A 15,180-nucleotide genomic window follows, 5' to 3' on the forward strand; every position below is an offset into this window, starting at 1 on the left:
CGGCGCGGGCGTCAGCGGGGCAGATGTGCGAGAAGCTCGATCAGCCGGGCCGGAAGGAAGTCGGGCCTGGAGGGCTGTCCGACCTGGTAGGCCAGGTAGCCGAGTGAGGTGGCGGCATCGATCTCCTCGGCGGTCTCCGCCTCATAGACGAGGCGACAGCCGCCTGAGCCGGCTTCGGCTCGTTCCCAGAGGGCGGGCGCCGGTTTGCGCTCCGCCTCGGTGCGCGGGGTGAGGATCCGGTCGCCGAAGTCGTCCCAGGCGAAGGGCGTGGGGCCCTTCCAACCGCTGTCGACCTCCTTCTTCAGGGCGTCCGCGCGCTCGGCGTCGCTCTCGCCCCATGAGGACGGCACGTTGGTGATCAGCCCGACCTTGATGTGGCGTTCCCGCAGATCGCGCAGATACGCGGAGGCGCCGGACCGGTAGTTCACGCTCTCGTCTTCGGCCGTGTGCACCAGGGTCTCGCCCAGGTCGAAGTACACGACGGCACAACCGCGTTGCGTGCTGTCCTGTGTGGCGGCGGGCGTCCCCGTACTCCCGGCAGGGACCGCCGGCGCAGCCACGCCGACGGTCGCGACCAGCACGGTCGAAGCCGCTGCGGCACCCAGCGCGAGGCTCACACGGACGAGGCCGCGGGAGGCGGATCTGTTCATGACGTCGGCGCCCTTCTGGTTGGTGCACCCACAAGGGCGCGTAAATGTTCGATGCATGACAATCTCGCCATGCGCTTGCGTGCGAGGCCTGCGTGTACCAGGAAGATCTCTCTTCGCGCCACCGTCCTACCCCTGAATACGACGGGCCAGTCGGATTCCAGGCGGCGATCGACGCCGGCTCCGCCGTCCGCCCGGTCCGCATCAGCTACCGGACCACGGAGACGGACGCGGCGGGGGCCACCGCGTTCGTTCGGGGACGACCCGTTCGCCGCCTCGCCGTGGCGCGTGGTGACCGCCGCCGGACTCACCGCCGAGATCCGGATCCTGCCGTCGGTGCCCGCCGGACGGTGAGCCCGACCGGCGGACACCGGCGCGTGCGGCTCAGTCCGCCGTCGCCAGCGAGAGGGCGAACCTTCCCTCGGTATCCGTCCACCATTGATCCAGCCGCATCCCGGCCGCGGCCAGCTCGTCGCGCACCCGCTCCTCACGGAACTTCGCAGAGATCTCGGTACGCAGTTCCTCGCCCTCCTCGAACTGCACCACGAGGTCCAGCTCCCGGATCTTGACCGTCAGTGCCCGGCGGGCGCGCAATCGCATCTCCACCCACTCGTGGTCCGCGTCCCACAGGGCCACATGGACGAAGTCGTCGAGCATGAAGTCCGCCCCCAGCTCACGGTTCACCACCGCCAGCACGTTCTTGTTGAACGCGGCCGTCACCCCGGCCGCGTCGTCGTACGCCGCCACCAGTGTCGCCTCGTCCTTGACCAGGTCCGTGCCGAGGAGCAGCCCGTCCCCGGGCTCGAGCCGCGCCCGTACGGACCGAAGGAACTCGGCGCGCTCCTGGGGCAGCAGGTTGCCCAGCGTCCCGCCGAGGAACACCACCAGCCGCGGCCCGGGACTCCCGGGCAGCTCCAGGACATGGGTGAAGTCGGCGACGAGCGCGTGCACGGAGAGCCCGGGACGCTCCGCGAGAAGTGCCTCGGCGGCGCCCGCGAGGGCACTCTCACTGACATCGACGGGCACGTACGTGTGCAGGGCGGGCAGCGCGTCCAGCAGATGCCGCGTCTTCTCCGAGGAACCCGACCCCAGCTCGATCAGGGTCCGGGCCCCGGACGCCGCGGCGATGTCACCGGCACGGGCGATCAGGATCTCCCGCTCGGCACGCGTCGGGTAGTACTCGGCCAGCCGGGTGATCTCCTCGAAGAGGTCGCTGCCGCGCGCGTCGTAGAACCATTTGGGAGGCAGCGTCTTCGGCTGCCGCGTCAGGCCGCTCCGCACATCGGCGCGCAGCGCCGCGTCCGTCGCGTCCGCGGGCAGGGTGCGGGTCAGCAGAAAGGGACTCACGCGGTGGGCTCCTTGAGCGGGGTCAGCAGGACATCGGTGCGCGTCGCGGTCAGCAGGGTGCGGTCCGGGACCTCACACCAGAACGGATCGTCGTCGTAGGGCTCCGAGGCCACCACCGTGCGGTGGCCCGGTTCGTGGAGATACCAGAGGGAGTCGCCCCACGTGGTCGCCACGATGGTGGAACCGTCGGTGACCAGCAGATTGAGACGTGAACCCGGTGCGGCGGCGCCGACGGCGAGAACCGTGTCGGCGACCGCCTGCGCTATCTCGTCGCCCTGCTCCGTCCGGTGGAGCACCAGCGCCCAGACGAGAGCCGAATCGCTCCGCGCGGCCAGGGCGAGCAGCCGCTCGGGCGGGAGGTCCCCGGCCAGAGGCGCCAGGGAGCCGGGCCAGCCGCGCACCGCGCCGTTGTGGCTGAACAGCAGACACCCCTCGGCGAAGGGGGCGGCGGCGGCCTCCCCGTCCGCCCCCGCGAACGTCGCGTCACGGACGGCGGCGAGCAGCGCCGTGCTGCGCACCACGCGGGTCAGATCGGCGAAGGTCCCGTCGCCCCAGACGGGCCCGGCACGGCGGTAGCGTCCGGGCACGGGGTCCCCCTCCGCGTACCAACCGACGCCGAAGCCGTCGGCGTTGACCGTGCCGGACCGCTGGCGCCGGGGTTCCCAGGACTGGCGCACCAGCCCGTGAGCGGGGGAAGTGAGCACCTCCCCCAGCGTCACGGAGGGACCGAGGTAGGCGATATGACGGCACATCACGCATCCCTCGCCGTACGGAAACCGGAGAAGATCTGGCGCCGGACCGGGAGGTCCCAGTTGCGGAACGTGCCGCGGCAGGCGATCTGATCCACGGCGAACGAACCGCCGCGCAGCACCTTGTGCCCGGGGCCGAAGAACACTTCGGAGTACTCGCGGTAAGGGAACGCGGCGAAGCCGGGGTAGGGCAAAAAATCGCTCGACGTCCATTCCCACACATCGCCGATCAGCTGGCCCGCGCCCGCCGGGGACCGTCCTGCCGCGTACGCACCGGCCGGGGCGGGCCGAAGATGGCGCTGGCCCAGATTGGCCCGCTCGGGCGTCGGATCCTCGTCGCCCCAGGGGTAGCGCATCGACCGCCCCGACGTGGGGTCGTGGCGGGCGGCCTTCTCCCACTCCGGCTCGGTCGGCAGGCGCCGGCCGGCCCAGCGGGCATAGGCCTCCGCCTCGTACCAGCTGACGTGCAGCACCGGTTCGTCCGCCCGCACGGGCTCGGTGACCCCGAAGCGCCGGCGCAGCCACTGCCCGGCATCGCGGTGCCAGGACAGAGGCGCGGTCAAACGGTGTTCGCGGACCATCGCCCAGCCCTCGGGCGCCCACCAGCGTTCCTCGGCATAGCCGCCGTCCTCGATGAAGCGCAGGTACGCACCGCACGTGACCGGGGCGGTGTCGATGTGGAAGGCAGCCACCTCCCGCCGGTGCGCGGGGCGTTCGTTGTCCAGCGCCCAGGGCTCGGTGGAGGTCCCCATGGTGAAGGGGCCCCCGGGAACCAGGACCTCGGTGGGGAGCGTGACCGAGCCGACGGGTTCCGGCGGCTCCGGAGCACTGAGCACCGCCGGACCCGAACGGAGCTGGTGGGTGATCAGCATCGTTTCGTCATGCTGCTGTTCGTGCTGGGCGACCATACCGAAGGCGAATCCCGCCCGTTCCAGGCGGCGTCCCCCGCCATCCAGCGGAGCGCCACCGAGAACCTCCAGTGCCCGGCCGCGCACGTCGGCGGCGTACGTCCGGGCCTCCGCGGGGGGCAGCAGGGGGAGGGAGGGCCGGCTGGCCCGGGAGTGCTCGAAGGCGTCGTACAGTCCGTCGATCTCGGGACGGATAGCCTCGCGTCCCCCCACGGCCCTAAGCAGCCACAGCTCCTCCTGGTTGCCGATGTGCGCCAGGTCCCAGACCAGGGGCGACATCAACGGGGAGTGCTGCGCGGTGAGCTCGTGGTCGTCGACGCAGTCGGTGAGCAGGGCGGTGCGCTCGCGCGCGGTGAGGAGTGCGGCCAGGGCGCGTTCGCGCAGCGCCTCCGCGTCCAGTTCCTGGCCGGTGTGCGGTGCGGGAGTGCCAGTCATCGGACCAAGCCCTTTCCGTACGGTGCCTGTGCCGGGTCGGGCCGGTCGTCGGCCGGACACCGGCCCCGGGCCACATAGCGCTCGTGGAAGGCGGCGACCGTCCCGATGACGTGATCACTCGCCCCGATCCTGGGCAGCGCCTCCAGCGCGGCCGTGAAGCAGACCGCTGCCGCCGCCGCCAGCTCGGGATCGCTCAGCCCGTCACGGGCGGCTGCCGTCCAGAGCGGATTTCGGGGCGCACGCGACGGTCCCGCCGTCTCGGCCAGAGGTTTCACGGTGCGGTACACGGTCTCTGCCGCCTCCGGATCGTCGAACAGGGCGGTGGTGACGGCCAGGGGCACCAGCCAGCCATCGGTGCCGGACTGGGCGTCGATCATGCGCAGCTCCAGATGCCCTCGTGGGCGCACCGGGGGGAACAGCGTGGTGAGGTGATAGTCCAGATCGGCCCGCACCGGTGGCCTCGGTCCGCCGCCGCGGATCCAGTCCCGGAACGGCATACCGTCCGGAACGGCCCAGGGACCGTCGTCGTTCCGTACGCACATCACGGACGTCGCGAGCACATGGGTGGCCCAGGCGTCCCGCGGCGCGAGACGGCCCTGCGGCGCGAGTGACCTGGCCGGGTCGAGATGGGTCCAGAGCGCCTGCCGGGTCGACCGCCAGCCGGTGCGCCGCCCCTGCCTGAACGGGGAGTTGGCGAACGCGGCCACCAGCACAGCGCCCAGCAGACCGCCGAGCTGCCAGCGCCGTCCGTAGCCCAGCGGGCCCGGCTCCTCCTCACCGGCGTCCAGGCAGACCTGCACGGAGGCGGTGGAACACATCATGGCGCGGCCGGCGGGACCCGACCGGTCCAGCGCGGCCTCCATGGCGTCGTACCGCGGCTCCCTGAGGAGGCGGCGGGGCGGATGCCACGGGTCCACACCGAGGCCGGCCAGAACCAGGCCGGCCCGACCGAGAATGTCGCGTACGGAAGCGAGATCGGCGGACATGGTGTCGACGCACGCCATGAGGGAGCTCGCGGGCCGGGAGCTGAGCTCCAGCTGGCCGCCGGGCTCGAAGGTCAGGGCGGCGTCCGGAGGGGTCGCGCGCACGGCGTCGGCCGCGGCGCGCAGGCGGTCGTGGGAGACAGCGACCTCGGGATGTTCACGGTCGTGAATGAGCCATTCCAGCTCCACACCGACCGTCCGGGGCGGTCCCGTCTTGAAACATATGCCGCGGAGCAGATCCTCCGCCTCCTCCTCGCCGAGGGGCGCCGCGTCCATGGGCGGGCCGTGCCGGCCGAGAGTGTCCGGGGGCATGCTGGGCCTCCTTATTCGGGTGCTTGCCTCCCACCCAAACCCTTACAGGGAGTTCGCACAAGGGTGCCCCTGCACGACGAAAACCGGTTGCGTCCATGCCGCCGGGACGTCCAGCATGCCCCGTATGCACCACACGGGGGAGCGTCGATGAGCGCACGACTGCGCGGCATCGCGAGAGAGACCGAGTCCATCGTCCTGGCCGGGCGCTACCGCACGCCCGAGGGGCGCGAGGTGTCCATCGAGCGGGCCTTGGTCACCGCGCTCTCGGGAACCCGTCTGTACGGCCCCGAGCCTGTGCCCGTCGCCGCCCTGGACACCGGCCGCAGCCCGGTCGTCGAGGTGACGGACGAGACGAGCCTGCGGGCGGCACGCCGGATGACGGGCGAGTCGGCGGCCAAGGTCGCCGTCCTGAACTACGCCTCCGCCCGCAATCCCGGCGGCGGCTATCTGAACGGAGCGCAGGCCCAGGAGGAGTCCCTGTGCCGTGGCTCCGCACTCCATGCCACGCTGCTGCGCGCCCCGGAGTTCTACGCGCACCACCGCGCCGGGCGCAGCGCCCTCTACACCGACCGGGTCATCCACTCACCCGGTGTGCCGGTCTTCCGCGACGACCGGGGGAGGCTGCTGGAATCTCCCTGTGCCGCCGGATTCCTCACCTCACCCGCGCCCAACGCCGGAGTCATCCGCCGCCTGCACCCGCAACTGGTACCCCGCATACCCGCCGCGCTGGCGAGCCGTGCCGAGCGGGTACTCGAGGTGGCGGCCGTGCGCGGGTACCGACGGCTGGTGCTGGGTGCCTGGGGCTGCGGCGTGTTCATGAACGATCCGGCGGAAGTGGCCGGCGCGTTCCACGCCCTGCTCACCGGCGGCGCGCGGTTCGCGGGCCACTTCGAGCAGATCGTCTTCGGTATCCCGGACCGCGACCCCGACTCGGCCGTCAGGGCGGCCTTCACCCGGGCGTTCCGCGGTCAGCTCCAGCCGTAGCGCTCCCGCAGCCGTCCCACGACCAGGTCGTACCTCACCCGGTCCAGCGCACAGGCCTCGCGCCGCATCCCGTCCTCGTGCACCCGCAGCACCCGGTCGAGATCCACCCAGGACGGCCGCCCCGAGCTGTCCCACGGGCCGGCCCCCAGCGCTACCCACTCGTGGTCCCCCTCGTGCTGCTTGCTGGACAGCTGCACGGCCAGCAGAGTGCCTCTCTCCTCCCGGGCCACGACGAGAACCGGCCGGTCCTTGCCACGCCCGTCGTTCTCCTCGAACGGCACCCAGGTCCACACGATCTCACCGGGGTCCGGATCGCCGTCCCGGTCGGGCGCGTACGACGTGCGGACCGGACCCACCTCGCGGGGTTCGGCCTCCGTGGTGGCGGCAGGGCCGCTCCGGCCGGGGAAGTCGGTCGTGCTGTCGCTGCTGTGATTGGTGTGCTGGAACGTCATCGCAACACCGTAGAACCTGTACGGCCCAGTTCGTGGAGCGGGTCGGGGAAACGGGCCGCAGGCTCGACCTCATGATCACCTTCTCCGGCGTCGGACGCCGGTCCCGCGCGGCCCTCGTCGCCGCGCTCCTCGCCGCGGCCCTGCTGCCCACCGCCGCCGGCGCGGCACCCGACTCCCACCCGGCTCCGGGTCCCTCGGGCCGTCCCGTCGCGCCGACCCCTCGGTCGGTGTCGGCGTGGCTGCCCTACTGGGACCAGGAGGGCGGCTACCAGGACGCCCTGCTCCACGCCGGCCAGCTGCACACCGTCAGCCCGTTCTGGTACGAGGCCGTCTCGGCCGGCCGGATCGACGCACACCCCGGCGCGGGCGAGCGCCGCATCATCGACGGACTGCACCGGGCCGGGACCAAGGTCGTCCCCACCGTCATGGAAACGATGAAGTCCGGTGCCCTGGCTGCGATCCTCACCAGCCCCGCCCGCCGCACCGAGCACGCCGACGCGCTGATGCGCACGGTCGCCACACGCGACTACGACGGCCTCGACCTCGACTACGAATCCATCGCGGCCACCGGCGACGCCACCTACGCCTCCGTACGCGACGGATTCACCGCACTGGCCACCGACCTCTGCCGACGCCTGCACACCCTCGGCAAGCAGTGTGTGATCACCGTCTTCCCGAAGACGGCCACGACAGGACGTATCTGGGACTACGCCGCCCTCGGGCGTGTCGCCGACCGGATCCGGATCATGGGCTACAACCTGCACTGGTCGGGCGGGGACCCGGGACCGCTCGCGGACACCCGCTGGTACGACGACATCCTGACCCGAGCCACCGCACTGGTACCGGCCGCCAAACTGGAGATGGGCCTTCCCGCGTACGGCTGGGACTGGCCGGCGGACAGCACGAGTACATCCGCCACCAAGCACGTCACCTGGAAGGAGGCGGAGGCGCTGCGCGCCGCGCAAGGAGCCCCCTACCGGTTCGACGAGGTCTCCGGCACCCCTCACTTCACCTACGACGACGGCACCGAGTCGCGCGAGGTCTGGTACCAGGACGCGCGTGGGGTCGCCGCCCACCTTCCGGTGCTGCGCAAGCACGGCGTGAGCGGCACGGCGCTGTGGGCGCTCGACTTCGAGGACCCCGAGATCTGGCCGGTGCTCGCCGGCCGGTGACGCCCGCCCCGTTACGGTGCCCCGGCCCACGGGCCGGGGCAAGGGGTCTGCGAGACTTCCGGACGCCATGAGCCAGTTACCCGAGCAGCCCGCCGGCATGTCCCTCCCGACCAGCGCCGACGTGGCGCGGCTCGCAGGAGTGTCCCGGGCCACCGTGTCCTACGTACTGAACAACAACGCGACCGTACGGATCAGTGAACCGACCCGTCGCCGGGTCAGGGAAGCAGCCGCCGGCCTCGGCTACGTCCCGCACGCAGCGGCCCGGAGTCTTCGCGCCGGGCACACGAGAACGGTGCTGCTGCCCGCCGCGCAGGCGCCCGCCGTGCCGCTGTACCAACGGTTGCTGACCCGGATCGAATCCGATCTGCGCCGACTCGACTACACCGTCGTGCAGTACGGCAGCCTGGGTCTCGACCCCGACGAGGCGGCCAGGGGCTGGGCGGAGCTCCGCCCCGTCGCCGTCGTGTCGCCCGGCGGCATGGCCCTCACGCCGTACGGCATTGGAGTGCTCACCCGCTCCGGTGCCAAGGCCGTGATCACATTGGGCCCGCAACCGGTGGCCGGCGCGCACGCTCTCGTCATGGACCAGCGCGAGGTCGGCGGCTGCGCGGTCCGCCACCTGCTCTCCCGCGGGCGACGCCGGATCGGGGTGGTCATGCCCCAGGAACCGGGCCTCTCCCACTTCGCAGAACCACGCCTGGCCGGAGCGGTGCGTGCCGCGGAGGACTTCGGGGCGAAGGCCGGGATCCAGCCGCTGCCCCTGCGGTACGACGAGGAATCGGCCGCAGAACTCGCTGGCCGCTGGCGGACGCTCGGCCTCGACGCGGTGTTCACGTACAACGACGAGTACGCGATGCTGTTGATGAGAGCGCTCCAGGACGCCGGTGTCGACGTGCCCGCCGAGACCGCGATGATCGGCGCCGACGACCTGATGCTCGGAAGGCTTCTGCGCCCCCGGCTCAGCAGCGTCACCATGGAACTGGCATCGGCCCAGTCACCGGCGGAGATGATCGACCGGCTGGTGCAGACCCCCGGCGGCGCGCCGGAACGTCACTATCTGCTGCGGGCCGCGGCGGTCGCACGGGAATCCAGCTGACCCGGCCGACCGGGTGTCGCGACATGCGCCGCAGGCGGCAGATGTCTAGCGTCGAGACCATGAGTCATCCGCAGAGCTACGAGATCCTGCTGTTCCCGGAACCGGAGGAGTCCGGCACCGGGGCACCCGCACCCGGCACCGCCATCCGCTCCGCGGTCGTGGCAGCCACCGGGGACACCGGGACATCGGGCTACCCGCGCTACGCGGGGGACGGCATGGAGGCGGACGTGGACCCGGCCTCGCACACCGTGGAGGCCCTACTGGTGGACGGCGCGGAACTGGACTACGGCCTCACGGTCAGGATCGCCGAGCGCATCGGCGGCACGGAGGAGGCGGCAGGGGAAGCGGCGACGGAACCGGCGGAGGGAGGCAACGGCGGTGAAGCGCCGCAACCAGCCGCCGGACGCGACGACGAATCCCGGAGTTCCCCCTCCGCTTCCGCCCGGGACCGGCCCGGAAACGGCTGATCCGGGTGGTGGCCCCATGACGAAGGCCCGGCCTGGACGGCCGGGCCCTCATCACGTCTGGCGAACATCCGAAGGGACTACTGCTGCTCCGGCTGCGCTTGCTGTGCCTGCTGCTCCTCGACGGACTTGCGCACCTCGTCCATGTCGAGGTTGCGCGCCTGGCCGATGACGTCCTCCAGCGCCGCCTCGGGGAGCGCCCCGGGCTGCGAGAAGACCGCGACGTTGTCCCGGACGATCATCAGTGTGGGGATGGACCGGATCTCGAAGGCCGCCGCCAGTTCCTGCTGCGCCTCGGTGTCGACCTTGGCGAAGACGAGGTCGGGGTGGCGCTCGGAGGCCGAGTCGTAGACCGGGGCGAACTGCCGGCACGGACCGCACCAGGAAGCCCAGAAGTCGATCAGAAGGAATTCGTTGTCGCTCACGACCTGATCGAAGTTTTCCTTGGTGAGCTCTACGGTGCTCATGCTTTCTTACCTCTTCCTGGGACCGTTCGGACCTGTCCGGCACAACGGTGGCGTCACTTGCGGTATTCCGCCTGCCCGTGTGGCCGCTGCGCACACCCCCGAGGACACTGTTCCCATGACTGATGCTGATGGTGCGCGAAGCAGTGAGTACGACGTGGTGGTCATCGGGGCCGGCCCCGTGGGAGAGAACGTGGCGGACCGTGCCCGGGCCGCGGGGCTGAGCACCGCTGTCATCGAGTCCGAACTCATCGGCGGTGAGTGTTCCTACTGGGCGTGCATGCCCAGTAAGGCGTTGCTGCGTCCGGTCGTCGCACGTGCGGACGCCCGTCGTGTCCCCGGGCTCAGCGCTGCGGTGCAGGGGCCGCTCGACGTGGACGCGGTCCTTGCCCACCGTGACTACGAGACCTCTGGTTGGAAGGACGACGGCCAGGTCGCCTGGCTGGACAGTATCGGCGCCGACGTCTATCGCGGCATGGGCCGGCTGACGGGAGTCAGGCAGGTGTCCGTCACGGCAGCCGACGGCTCGGAGCGGCACCTCAGCGCCCGGCACGCCGTCGCCGTCTGCACCGGGAGCCGGGCAGTCGTCCCCGCCCTGCAGGGCATCGCGGATGTCCGTCCGTGGACGAGCCGCGAGGCGACCAGCGCCAAGGAGGTGCCCGGCCGGCTCGTCGTCGTCGGCGGGGGAGTGGTCGGCGTGGAGATGGCCACCGTCTGGCAGGGGCTCGGGGCAGAGGTGACCATGCTGATCCGCGGCGACCGGCTGCTCCCCAAGATGGAGCCCTTCGCCGGTGAGCTGGTCGCGGAGGCCCTTGCCGAAGCAGGCGCACGGATCCTGACCGGGGTCTCGACGACCGCGGTGAGCAGGGCCGGCCACGACGGGCCGGTCACTGTCGAACTGGACAACGGGGAACGGCTCGAGACCGACGAGATCCTCTTCGCCACCGGCCGCGCCCCGCGCACGGACGACCTCGGCCTCGACACGGTGGGTCTCGAGCCCGGTTCCTGGCTCGACGTCGACGACAGCTGCCGCGTCGAGGGCAGCGACTGGCTGTACGCGGTCGGCGACGTCAACCACCGCGCACTCCTGACCCACCAGGGCAAGTACCAGGCCCGCATCGCGGGAGCCGCTATCGCAGCCCGTGCGCAGGAGGCCCCCTTGTTGGAGACCGACCGCTGGGGTGCCCACGCGGCCACCGCCGACCACGCGGCAGTCCCCCAGGTGGTGTTCACGGACCCGGAAGCAGCCTCGGTCGGCCTCACGCTCGCCGAGGCTGAGGCGGCAGGCCACCGGGTCCGCGCCGTCGACCACGACCTGGCCGCGGTCGCCGGCTCCGGCCTGTACGCCCAGGGGTACAAGGGCCGGGCCCGGATGGTCGTCGACCTGGATCGCGAGATCCTGCTCGGCGTCACGTTCGTCGGACCGGGCATCGGCGAACTCCTGCACTCGGCGACGGTCGCCGTGGCCGGAGAGGTTCCCATCGACCGGCTCTGGCACGCCGTGCCCGCCTACCCGACGATCAGCGAGGTGTGGCTCCGGCTGCTGGAGACGTACAGAGGTTAGGCACCGCCGTCAGGTACACACAGCGGGAGATGTCTCGATGCGCTGTGCGCTGTGCGCTGTGTGCCTGAAGCCCGTCGGCGTGCACGCGCCCTGGGCTCTGCCGATGGTCCGCTCCGCAGGCGGGTCGGCCCGGTCAGGCACCGTGGGGTGCGGTCGGAAGCTTGATAGGCGACCGGCGGGCGAACGCGCGAGGTGGTGCTGCTCCGGCCGCCGGGGCAGCACCACCGATCGCGCAGCGGACGTGGTTCAGAGCCGTTCGATCCAGATGTTGCGGAACCTCGGGTTCTCACCTGGGTCCCCATGATCCTGCAACCGGATGTGGCCCGGGGCGGGCCCCTCCGGGCGGCCCGCCCCGGTGGGACCGGGGACGGCCACGTCGTCGTGCACGAGTTTGCCGTTCCACCGGAGGGTCACCCGCGCGTCCTCCGTCTTCCTGCCGTCGCTGTCGAAGCGAGCCGCCCGGAACTGGATGTCGTAGTTCTGCCAGGTGCCGGGCGGGGCCGCCGCGTTGACGTCGGGGGCCTTGCGCAGGTAGATCGAACCGGCGTCGTCCTTGGCGGGTACGTCGACGCCGAAGGACTCGAGCACCTGGAGCTCGTACCGTTCCTGGAGGTAGACGCCACTGTTGCCCCGAGCCTGTCCGGTGACGTCCGGCGGGTAGTCGGGCTGGTACCACTCGGCGTGCATCCGGAAGTCGCCGAACTTCTCCTTCGTACGGATGTCCCCGCCGAAGGACTCCATGGAGCCGTCCGCCACCGGCCACTTCGCCGGACCGCCGTCCTTGGACTCCCAGGCGTCGAGGTTCGAGCCGTCGAAGAGAGTGGTGCGCTTCGTCGGGGTGACCGTGAGACTGTCGAGGTTCACATGGCCGTCGTCCTCGGGCCCGTAGGCGTAGGCGAGCGTGTTCGCGCCCTTGCGCAGAGGCACCGATTCGACGTGGGTCGCCCAGGTGTTCCAGGTGACGGTGGAGTCCAGCCAGATCTGCTTCCACCGCTCGCCGTTGACGTACAGGGTCATCGACCTGGGGGTGGGCTCCGGGTCGGAGTTCTGCCCGTTCGCGTACCGCAGGGCGAGGTCGTGCTTCCCCTTCTTGCCGGCGCGTACGGCGAAGGTGGTGCGGGACCCCGGCTCCCAGTTGCTGTCGATGAAGCCCGCACCGGAGTAACCGGCGTGGTTGTCGTTGAACTTGGTGCCGCCGTCCAGGGAGGCGGACTCCGCCTCGTACACCGGCGGCGGCTCGGAACCGTCGGGCAGCGTGTTGAGGCTGTACCACGCCTCGGTGCTCCACAGCTCCGTTCCGGACTCCGCGGCGAACGGGCGGGGCGACTGCACGTGCACCACCCGGCCGGGGCGCAGGCCGTCCATCTTCAGCGTCACGGTCGTGCGGTCGTCGGACAGCGTCGCCGAGGTGACGTCGAGGGTCTCCTCGTCGACCTTCGGGCCGCCGTACCGCGGGGTCGCCACGTAACGCCACTGCTGGGCGGTGTACTTGGCCGTCAGGTCCTCGGCGGTCTCCTCGGACAACGGCTGCGTGTACTCGATCTCGAAGCCGTCGTCGATCGCCCGCATCGCGCGCATGTCGAAGGCGTCCGTGCCGGTGAGCGAGAGCTTCTGGAGTCCGAACTTGAGCTTGCCCTCCTGGCCCCAGTTCCCCGAGTCGCCGATGCCGCCGGCGTAGATCGCCCCGTCCGGGCCGAGACTGATCCGGTTGACCCCGGCCTCCAGGCCCTGCGTCATCCGGAACACCGCACCCTGGTACTCGCCGCCGACCTTCTCCAGGAACGCCCGCTGAAGGCCGCCGTAGGTCACGTCACCGAACACCATCTGACCGGCGAAGGGCCCGTCGGGCAGGAGAAGGGGGTTGCTCGGCGAGTTGGAGATCTCACCGTGCGGCAGCCAGAGGACGGGCTCGGTCACCGGTTGGCCGTCGTACAGGCCGTCAGGGTTCGTGTGGTGGTTGTAGAAGGCGCCCTGCTTGATCCGCACCAGCTTCGACGTCGGCACGTACGCGCCCTGGTTGTCGGTGGCGAAGATGTCCCCCTCCGGGCCCCGGCCGAGGCCGTTCGGCGTGCGCAGTCCCCCGGCCACGTAGGACACCTTTCCCGTGTCCTTGTTGATCTTGAGGGCGCTCCCGCGGTTGGGCACGTTCTGCGGGTCCTGGGTCGCGCCCCCCCGGAACCATGGCGATGCCCGTACTGACGTAGAAGTGCCCCTTCTCGTAGAGCAGCCCGAACGCGAACTCGTGGTAGTTGCCGCCGAACGGCCAGGTTGCGATTTTGCGGTACTCGTCGGTGACCTCGTCGCCGTCCTCGTCGACCAGCGCGGTCAGACCGTCCTTCTCGGACACGTAGAGGGTGCCGTCGACGTACTTGAGGCCCATCGGCTCCAACAGGTTCTCGGCGACCAGTTTCCTGGTGACCTTCGACGGGTCGGTGGCGCCGGTGACGTTGTCGAGCAGGTACACCTGCCCGAGCTCGCTCTCCCTGCTGCCGCCCCAGGTGCTGACGGCCAGCCGGCCGTCCGGCAGCCAGTCCATGCCGGTGACCTGCGGTTCGAAGCCGTCAGGGCGCAGGTCGGTCAGCGTGTAGTCGGGGTGGACACCGGCCAGCGGCAGGCCGTCGCCCGGTGACTCGTCGACGCCCTCGCACAACTTGCGGCCCGGGGAGGTGACCCGGGTGACCTCGGCGTCGGTGCTCAGCACCGAGGTGGGCACGACGGAGAACCCGTCCGCTCCGGGCGGCCGCCACTCCAGCAGAAGGCGCTGATCGTGCTCGCCGTCCCAGTGGTCGATGCGCAGTGCGTGGTGGCCCCCGGCCAGCTCGGTCGAGCCGTCCTTGGCCTGGGCGCCGTGCACGCCCCCGTTGTCGATGACCTCCGCGCCGTCGATGATCAGCCGGGATCCGTCGTCGCTGGTGATGCGGAAGTCATGCTTCCCGGGCGACTCGACGTCGAGATACGCGGTGACCTCGGTGACGAACTTCCCACTCAGCCCGAAGTCCTCGTCAGTGGTCCAGTCGATCGTCGGCTTCAACTCGTCGATGTTCGGTGTCTGTCCGGGCTTGAGCTCGCAGTAGTCGTCCAGCGGCACCTGTACGTCGAACACCCGCATGGTCACGCCCGGTTCCTGGGGCGGTATGTCGGGAGGCTGGGCGGCGGCCCGTCCCGGGGCGAGGGACACGAGGAACAGTGCTGAGAAGAGTACGACCAAGGGCCGCATAGGCCTTCCTCCCTGAGGACCGAGGCAGCCGGCGGTCCGGTGGCGACGGGCTGCCGTTCACAGTGAAGGACAGCTCTCGCCGAAAAGGCAACAGGTCGGTAAGCGCTCTCTGTTCATCGTTGGAAATTTCATGTCGCGGCGACCGGGCAACTGCTCCTCCGGCGGTACCGCGTTCTGCCGGCCCCCGTCACCGAGGCGCTCAGCGCCTACGGTGATGTCGGGCAGACGCGGTACCCGCGAGCGGACGCCGCGCCGTCGGCGGTTTCCGACGCCGGTACCGCCTCGTCCCCGTTGCGATTGACCAGGAGGTGCCAGGCGTTGGTGGCGGCGACCCTCCCGTGCGCAGGCTTCACCGTGGCGAGCACGCCGATCGGGAGGGTCGCCGC

General features: G+C 71.0%; 11 protein-coding genes and 3 pseudogenes. 6 read left to right on the forward strand and 8 right to left on the reverse strand.

Translation table 11 applies throughout. The annotated features are described in order from the left end of the window. Positions 1-11 precede the first annotated feature (11 nt). A complete protein-coding gene (locus ABZ441_RS18310) occupies positions 12-650 on the reverse strand; it encodes a hypothetical protein (RefSeq protein WP_358974780.1) in 639 nt (212 codons plus the stop codon). 155 nt (positions 651-805) lie between these two features. On the opposite strand from ABZ441_RS18310, the pseudogene ABZ441_RS18315 reads away from it, so the two are divergent. After that, positions 806-1,089, forward strand: a pseudogene (locus ABZ441_RS18315) (1-acyl-sn-glycerol-3-phosphate acyltransferase); the annotation flags it as partial. On the opposite strand, the gene egtD reads toward ABZ441_RS18315, so the two are convergent. From egtD to egtA, 4 genes are read right to left on the reverse strand one after another with little or no spacing between them, the layout of a single operon-like run. Next, entirely contained in the window at positions 1,032-1,994 is a 963-nt protein-coding gene (egtD, locus tag ABZ441_RS18320) for an L-histidine N(alpha)-methyltransferase (protein ID WP_358974783.1), read from the reverse strand. The pseudogene ABZ441_RS18315 and the gene egtD overlap by 58 nt on opposite strands. Beyond that, positions 1,991-2,746: an ergothioneine biosynthesis protein EgtC gene (gene egtC, locus ABZ441_RS18325; protein WP_358974786.1), complete on the reverse strand. Its 756-nt coding sequence runs from the start codon at positions 2,744-2,746 to the stop codon at positions 1,991-1,993. The genes egtD and egtC overlap by 4 nt, the downstream gene beginning before the upstream one ends. Continuing rightward, positions 2,746-4,086: an ergothioneine biosynthesis protein EgtB gene (gene egtB, locus ABZ441_RS18330; RefSeq protein ID WP_358974788.1), complete on the reverse strand. Its 1,341-nt coding sequence runs from the start codon at positions 4,084-4,086 to the stop codon at positions 2,746-2,748. Before egtB ends, egtC begins: the two co-directional genes overlap by 1 nt. Then, a complete protein-coding gene (egtA, locus tag ABZ441_RS18335) occupies positions 4,083-5,381 on the reverse strand; it encodes an ergothioneine biosynthesis glutamate--cysteine ligase EgtA (RefSeq protein WP_358974791.1) in 1,299 nt (432 codons plus the stop codon). The genes egtB and egtA overlap by 4 nt, the downstream gene beginning before the upstream one ends. A gap of 147 nt (positions 5,382-5,528) precedes the next feature. On the opposite strand from egtA, the gene ABZ441_RS18340 reads away from it, so the two are divergent. Beyond that, a complete protein-coding gene (locus ABZ441_RS18340; protein ID WP_358974794.1) occupies positions 5,529-6,365 on the forward strand; it encodes a TIGR02452 family protein in 837 nt (278 codons plus the stop codon). Here ABZ441_RS18340 and ABZ441_RS18345 read toward each other — a convergent pair. Next, positions 6,350-6,817 (reverse strand): type II toxin-antitoxin system PemK/MazF family toxin, encoded by a 468-nt coding sequence (locus ABZ441_RS18345; RefSeq protein WP_358974797.1) that lies wholly within the window; start codon positions 6,815-6,817, stop codon positions 6,350-6,352. The two genes, ABZ441_RS18340 and ABZ441_RS18345, sit on opposite strands and share 16 nt — an antisense overlap. Before the next feature lie 71 nt (positions 6,818-6,888). Between ABZ441_RS18345 and ABZ441_RS18350 the strand changes: the two genes are divergently transcribed. The 3 genes and pseudogenes from ABZ441_RS18350 to ABZ441_RS18360 all read left to right on the forward strand — a co-directional run. After that, positions 6,889-7,989, forward strand: coding sequence for a glycosyl hydrolase family 18 protein (locus tag ABZ441_RS18350; RefSeq protein ID WP_358974799.1), 1,101 nt, complete (start codon positions 6,889-6,891; stop codon positions 7,987-7,989). A 67-nt stretch (positions 7,990-8,056) separates the two neighbouring features. Next, positions 8,057-9,085: a LacI family DNA-binding transcriptional regulator gene (locus ABZ441_RS18355; RefSeq protein WP_358974801.1), complete on the forward strand. Its 1,029-nt coding sequence runs from the start codon at positions 8,057-8,059 to the stop codon at positions 9,083-9,085. 59 nt (positions 9,086-9,144) lie between these two features. Continuing rightward, a pseudogene (locus ABZ441_RS18360) lies at positions 9,145-9,393 on the forward strand (hypothetical protein); the annotation flags it as partial. A gap of 236 nt (positions 9,394-9,629) precedes the next feature. Here the strand turns inward: ABZ441_RS18360 and trxA are convergent. Beyond that, positions 9,630-10,016 carry a thioredoxin gene (gene trxA, locus ABZ441_RS18365; protein WP_205021296.1) on the reverse strand — a complete coding sequence of 129 codons (387 nt, stop codon included), beginning with the start codon at positions 10,014-10,016 and terminating at the stop codon, positions 9,630-9,632. Positions 10,017-10,131: 115 nt separating this feature from the next. Here trxA and ABZ441_RS18370 point away from each other — a divergent pair, with 115 nt between their 5' ends. Further along, positions 10,132-11,577, forward strand: a complete 1,446-nt coding sequence (locus ABZ441_RS18370; protein WP_358974805.1) for an NAD(P)/FAD-dependent oxidoreductase — start codon at positions 10,132-10,134, stop codon at positions 11,575-11,577. A 246-nt stretch (positions 11,578-11,823) separates the two neighbouring features. On the opposite strand, the pseudogene ABZ441_RS18375 reads toward ABZ441_RS18370, so the two are convergent. Beyond that, positions 11,824-14,794, reverse strand: a pseudogene (locus ABZ441_RS18375) (family 16 glycoside hydrolase). Positions 14,795-15,180: the final 386 nt, after the last annotated feature.

The organism is Streptomyces sp. NPDC005752 (assembly GCF_040630715.1).
Classification (GTDB): Bacteria; Actinomycetota; Actinomycetes; order Streptomycetales; family Streptomycetaceae; genus Streptomyces.

Excerpts from the sequence above, each read along its gene's own strand:
- trxA (WP_205021296.1), bottom strand. The coding sequence starts at position 10,016 with ATGAGCACCGTAGAGCTCACCAAGGAAAACTTCGATCAGGTCGTGAGC.
- ABZ441_RS18340 (WP_358974794.1), top strand. The coding sequence starts at position 5,529 with ATGAGCGCACGACTGCGCGGCATCGCGAGAGAGACCGAGTCCATCGTC.
- egtA (WP_358974791.1), bottom strand. The coding sequence starts at position 5,381 with ATGCCCCCGGACACTCTCGGCCGGCACGGCCCGCCCATGGACGCGGCG.
- ABZ441_RS18310 (WP_358974780.1), bottom strand. The coding sequence starts at position 650 with ATGAACAGATCCGCCTCCCGCGGCCTCGTCCGTGTGAGCCTCGCGCTG.
- ABZ441_RS18345 (WP_358974797.1), bottom strand. The coding sequence starts at position 6,817 with ATGACGTTCCAGCACACCAATCACAGCAGCGACAGCACGACCGACTTC.
- ABZ441_RS18350 (WP_358974799.1), top strand. The coding sequence starts at position 6,889 with ATGATCACCTTCTCCGGCGTCGGACGCCGGTCCCGCGCGGCCCTCGTC.
- egtB (WP_358974788.1), bottom strand. The coding sequence starts at position 4,086 with ATGACTGGCACTCCCGCACCGCACACCGGCCAGGAACTGGACGCGGAG.
- ABZ441_RS18355 (WP_358974801.1), top strand. The coding sequence starts at position 8,057 with ATGAGCCAGTTACCCGAGCAGCCCGCCGGCATGTCCCTCCCGACCAGC.
- ABZ441_RS18370 (WP_358974805.1), top strand. The coding sequence starts at position 10,132 with ATGACTGATGCTGATGGTGCGCGAAGCAGTGAGTACGACGTGGTGGTC.
- egtC (WP_358974786.1), bottom strand. The coding sequence starts at position 2,746 with ATGTGCCGTCATATCGCCTACCTCGGTCCCTCCGTGACGCTGGGGGAG.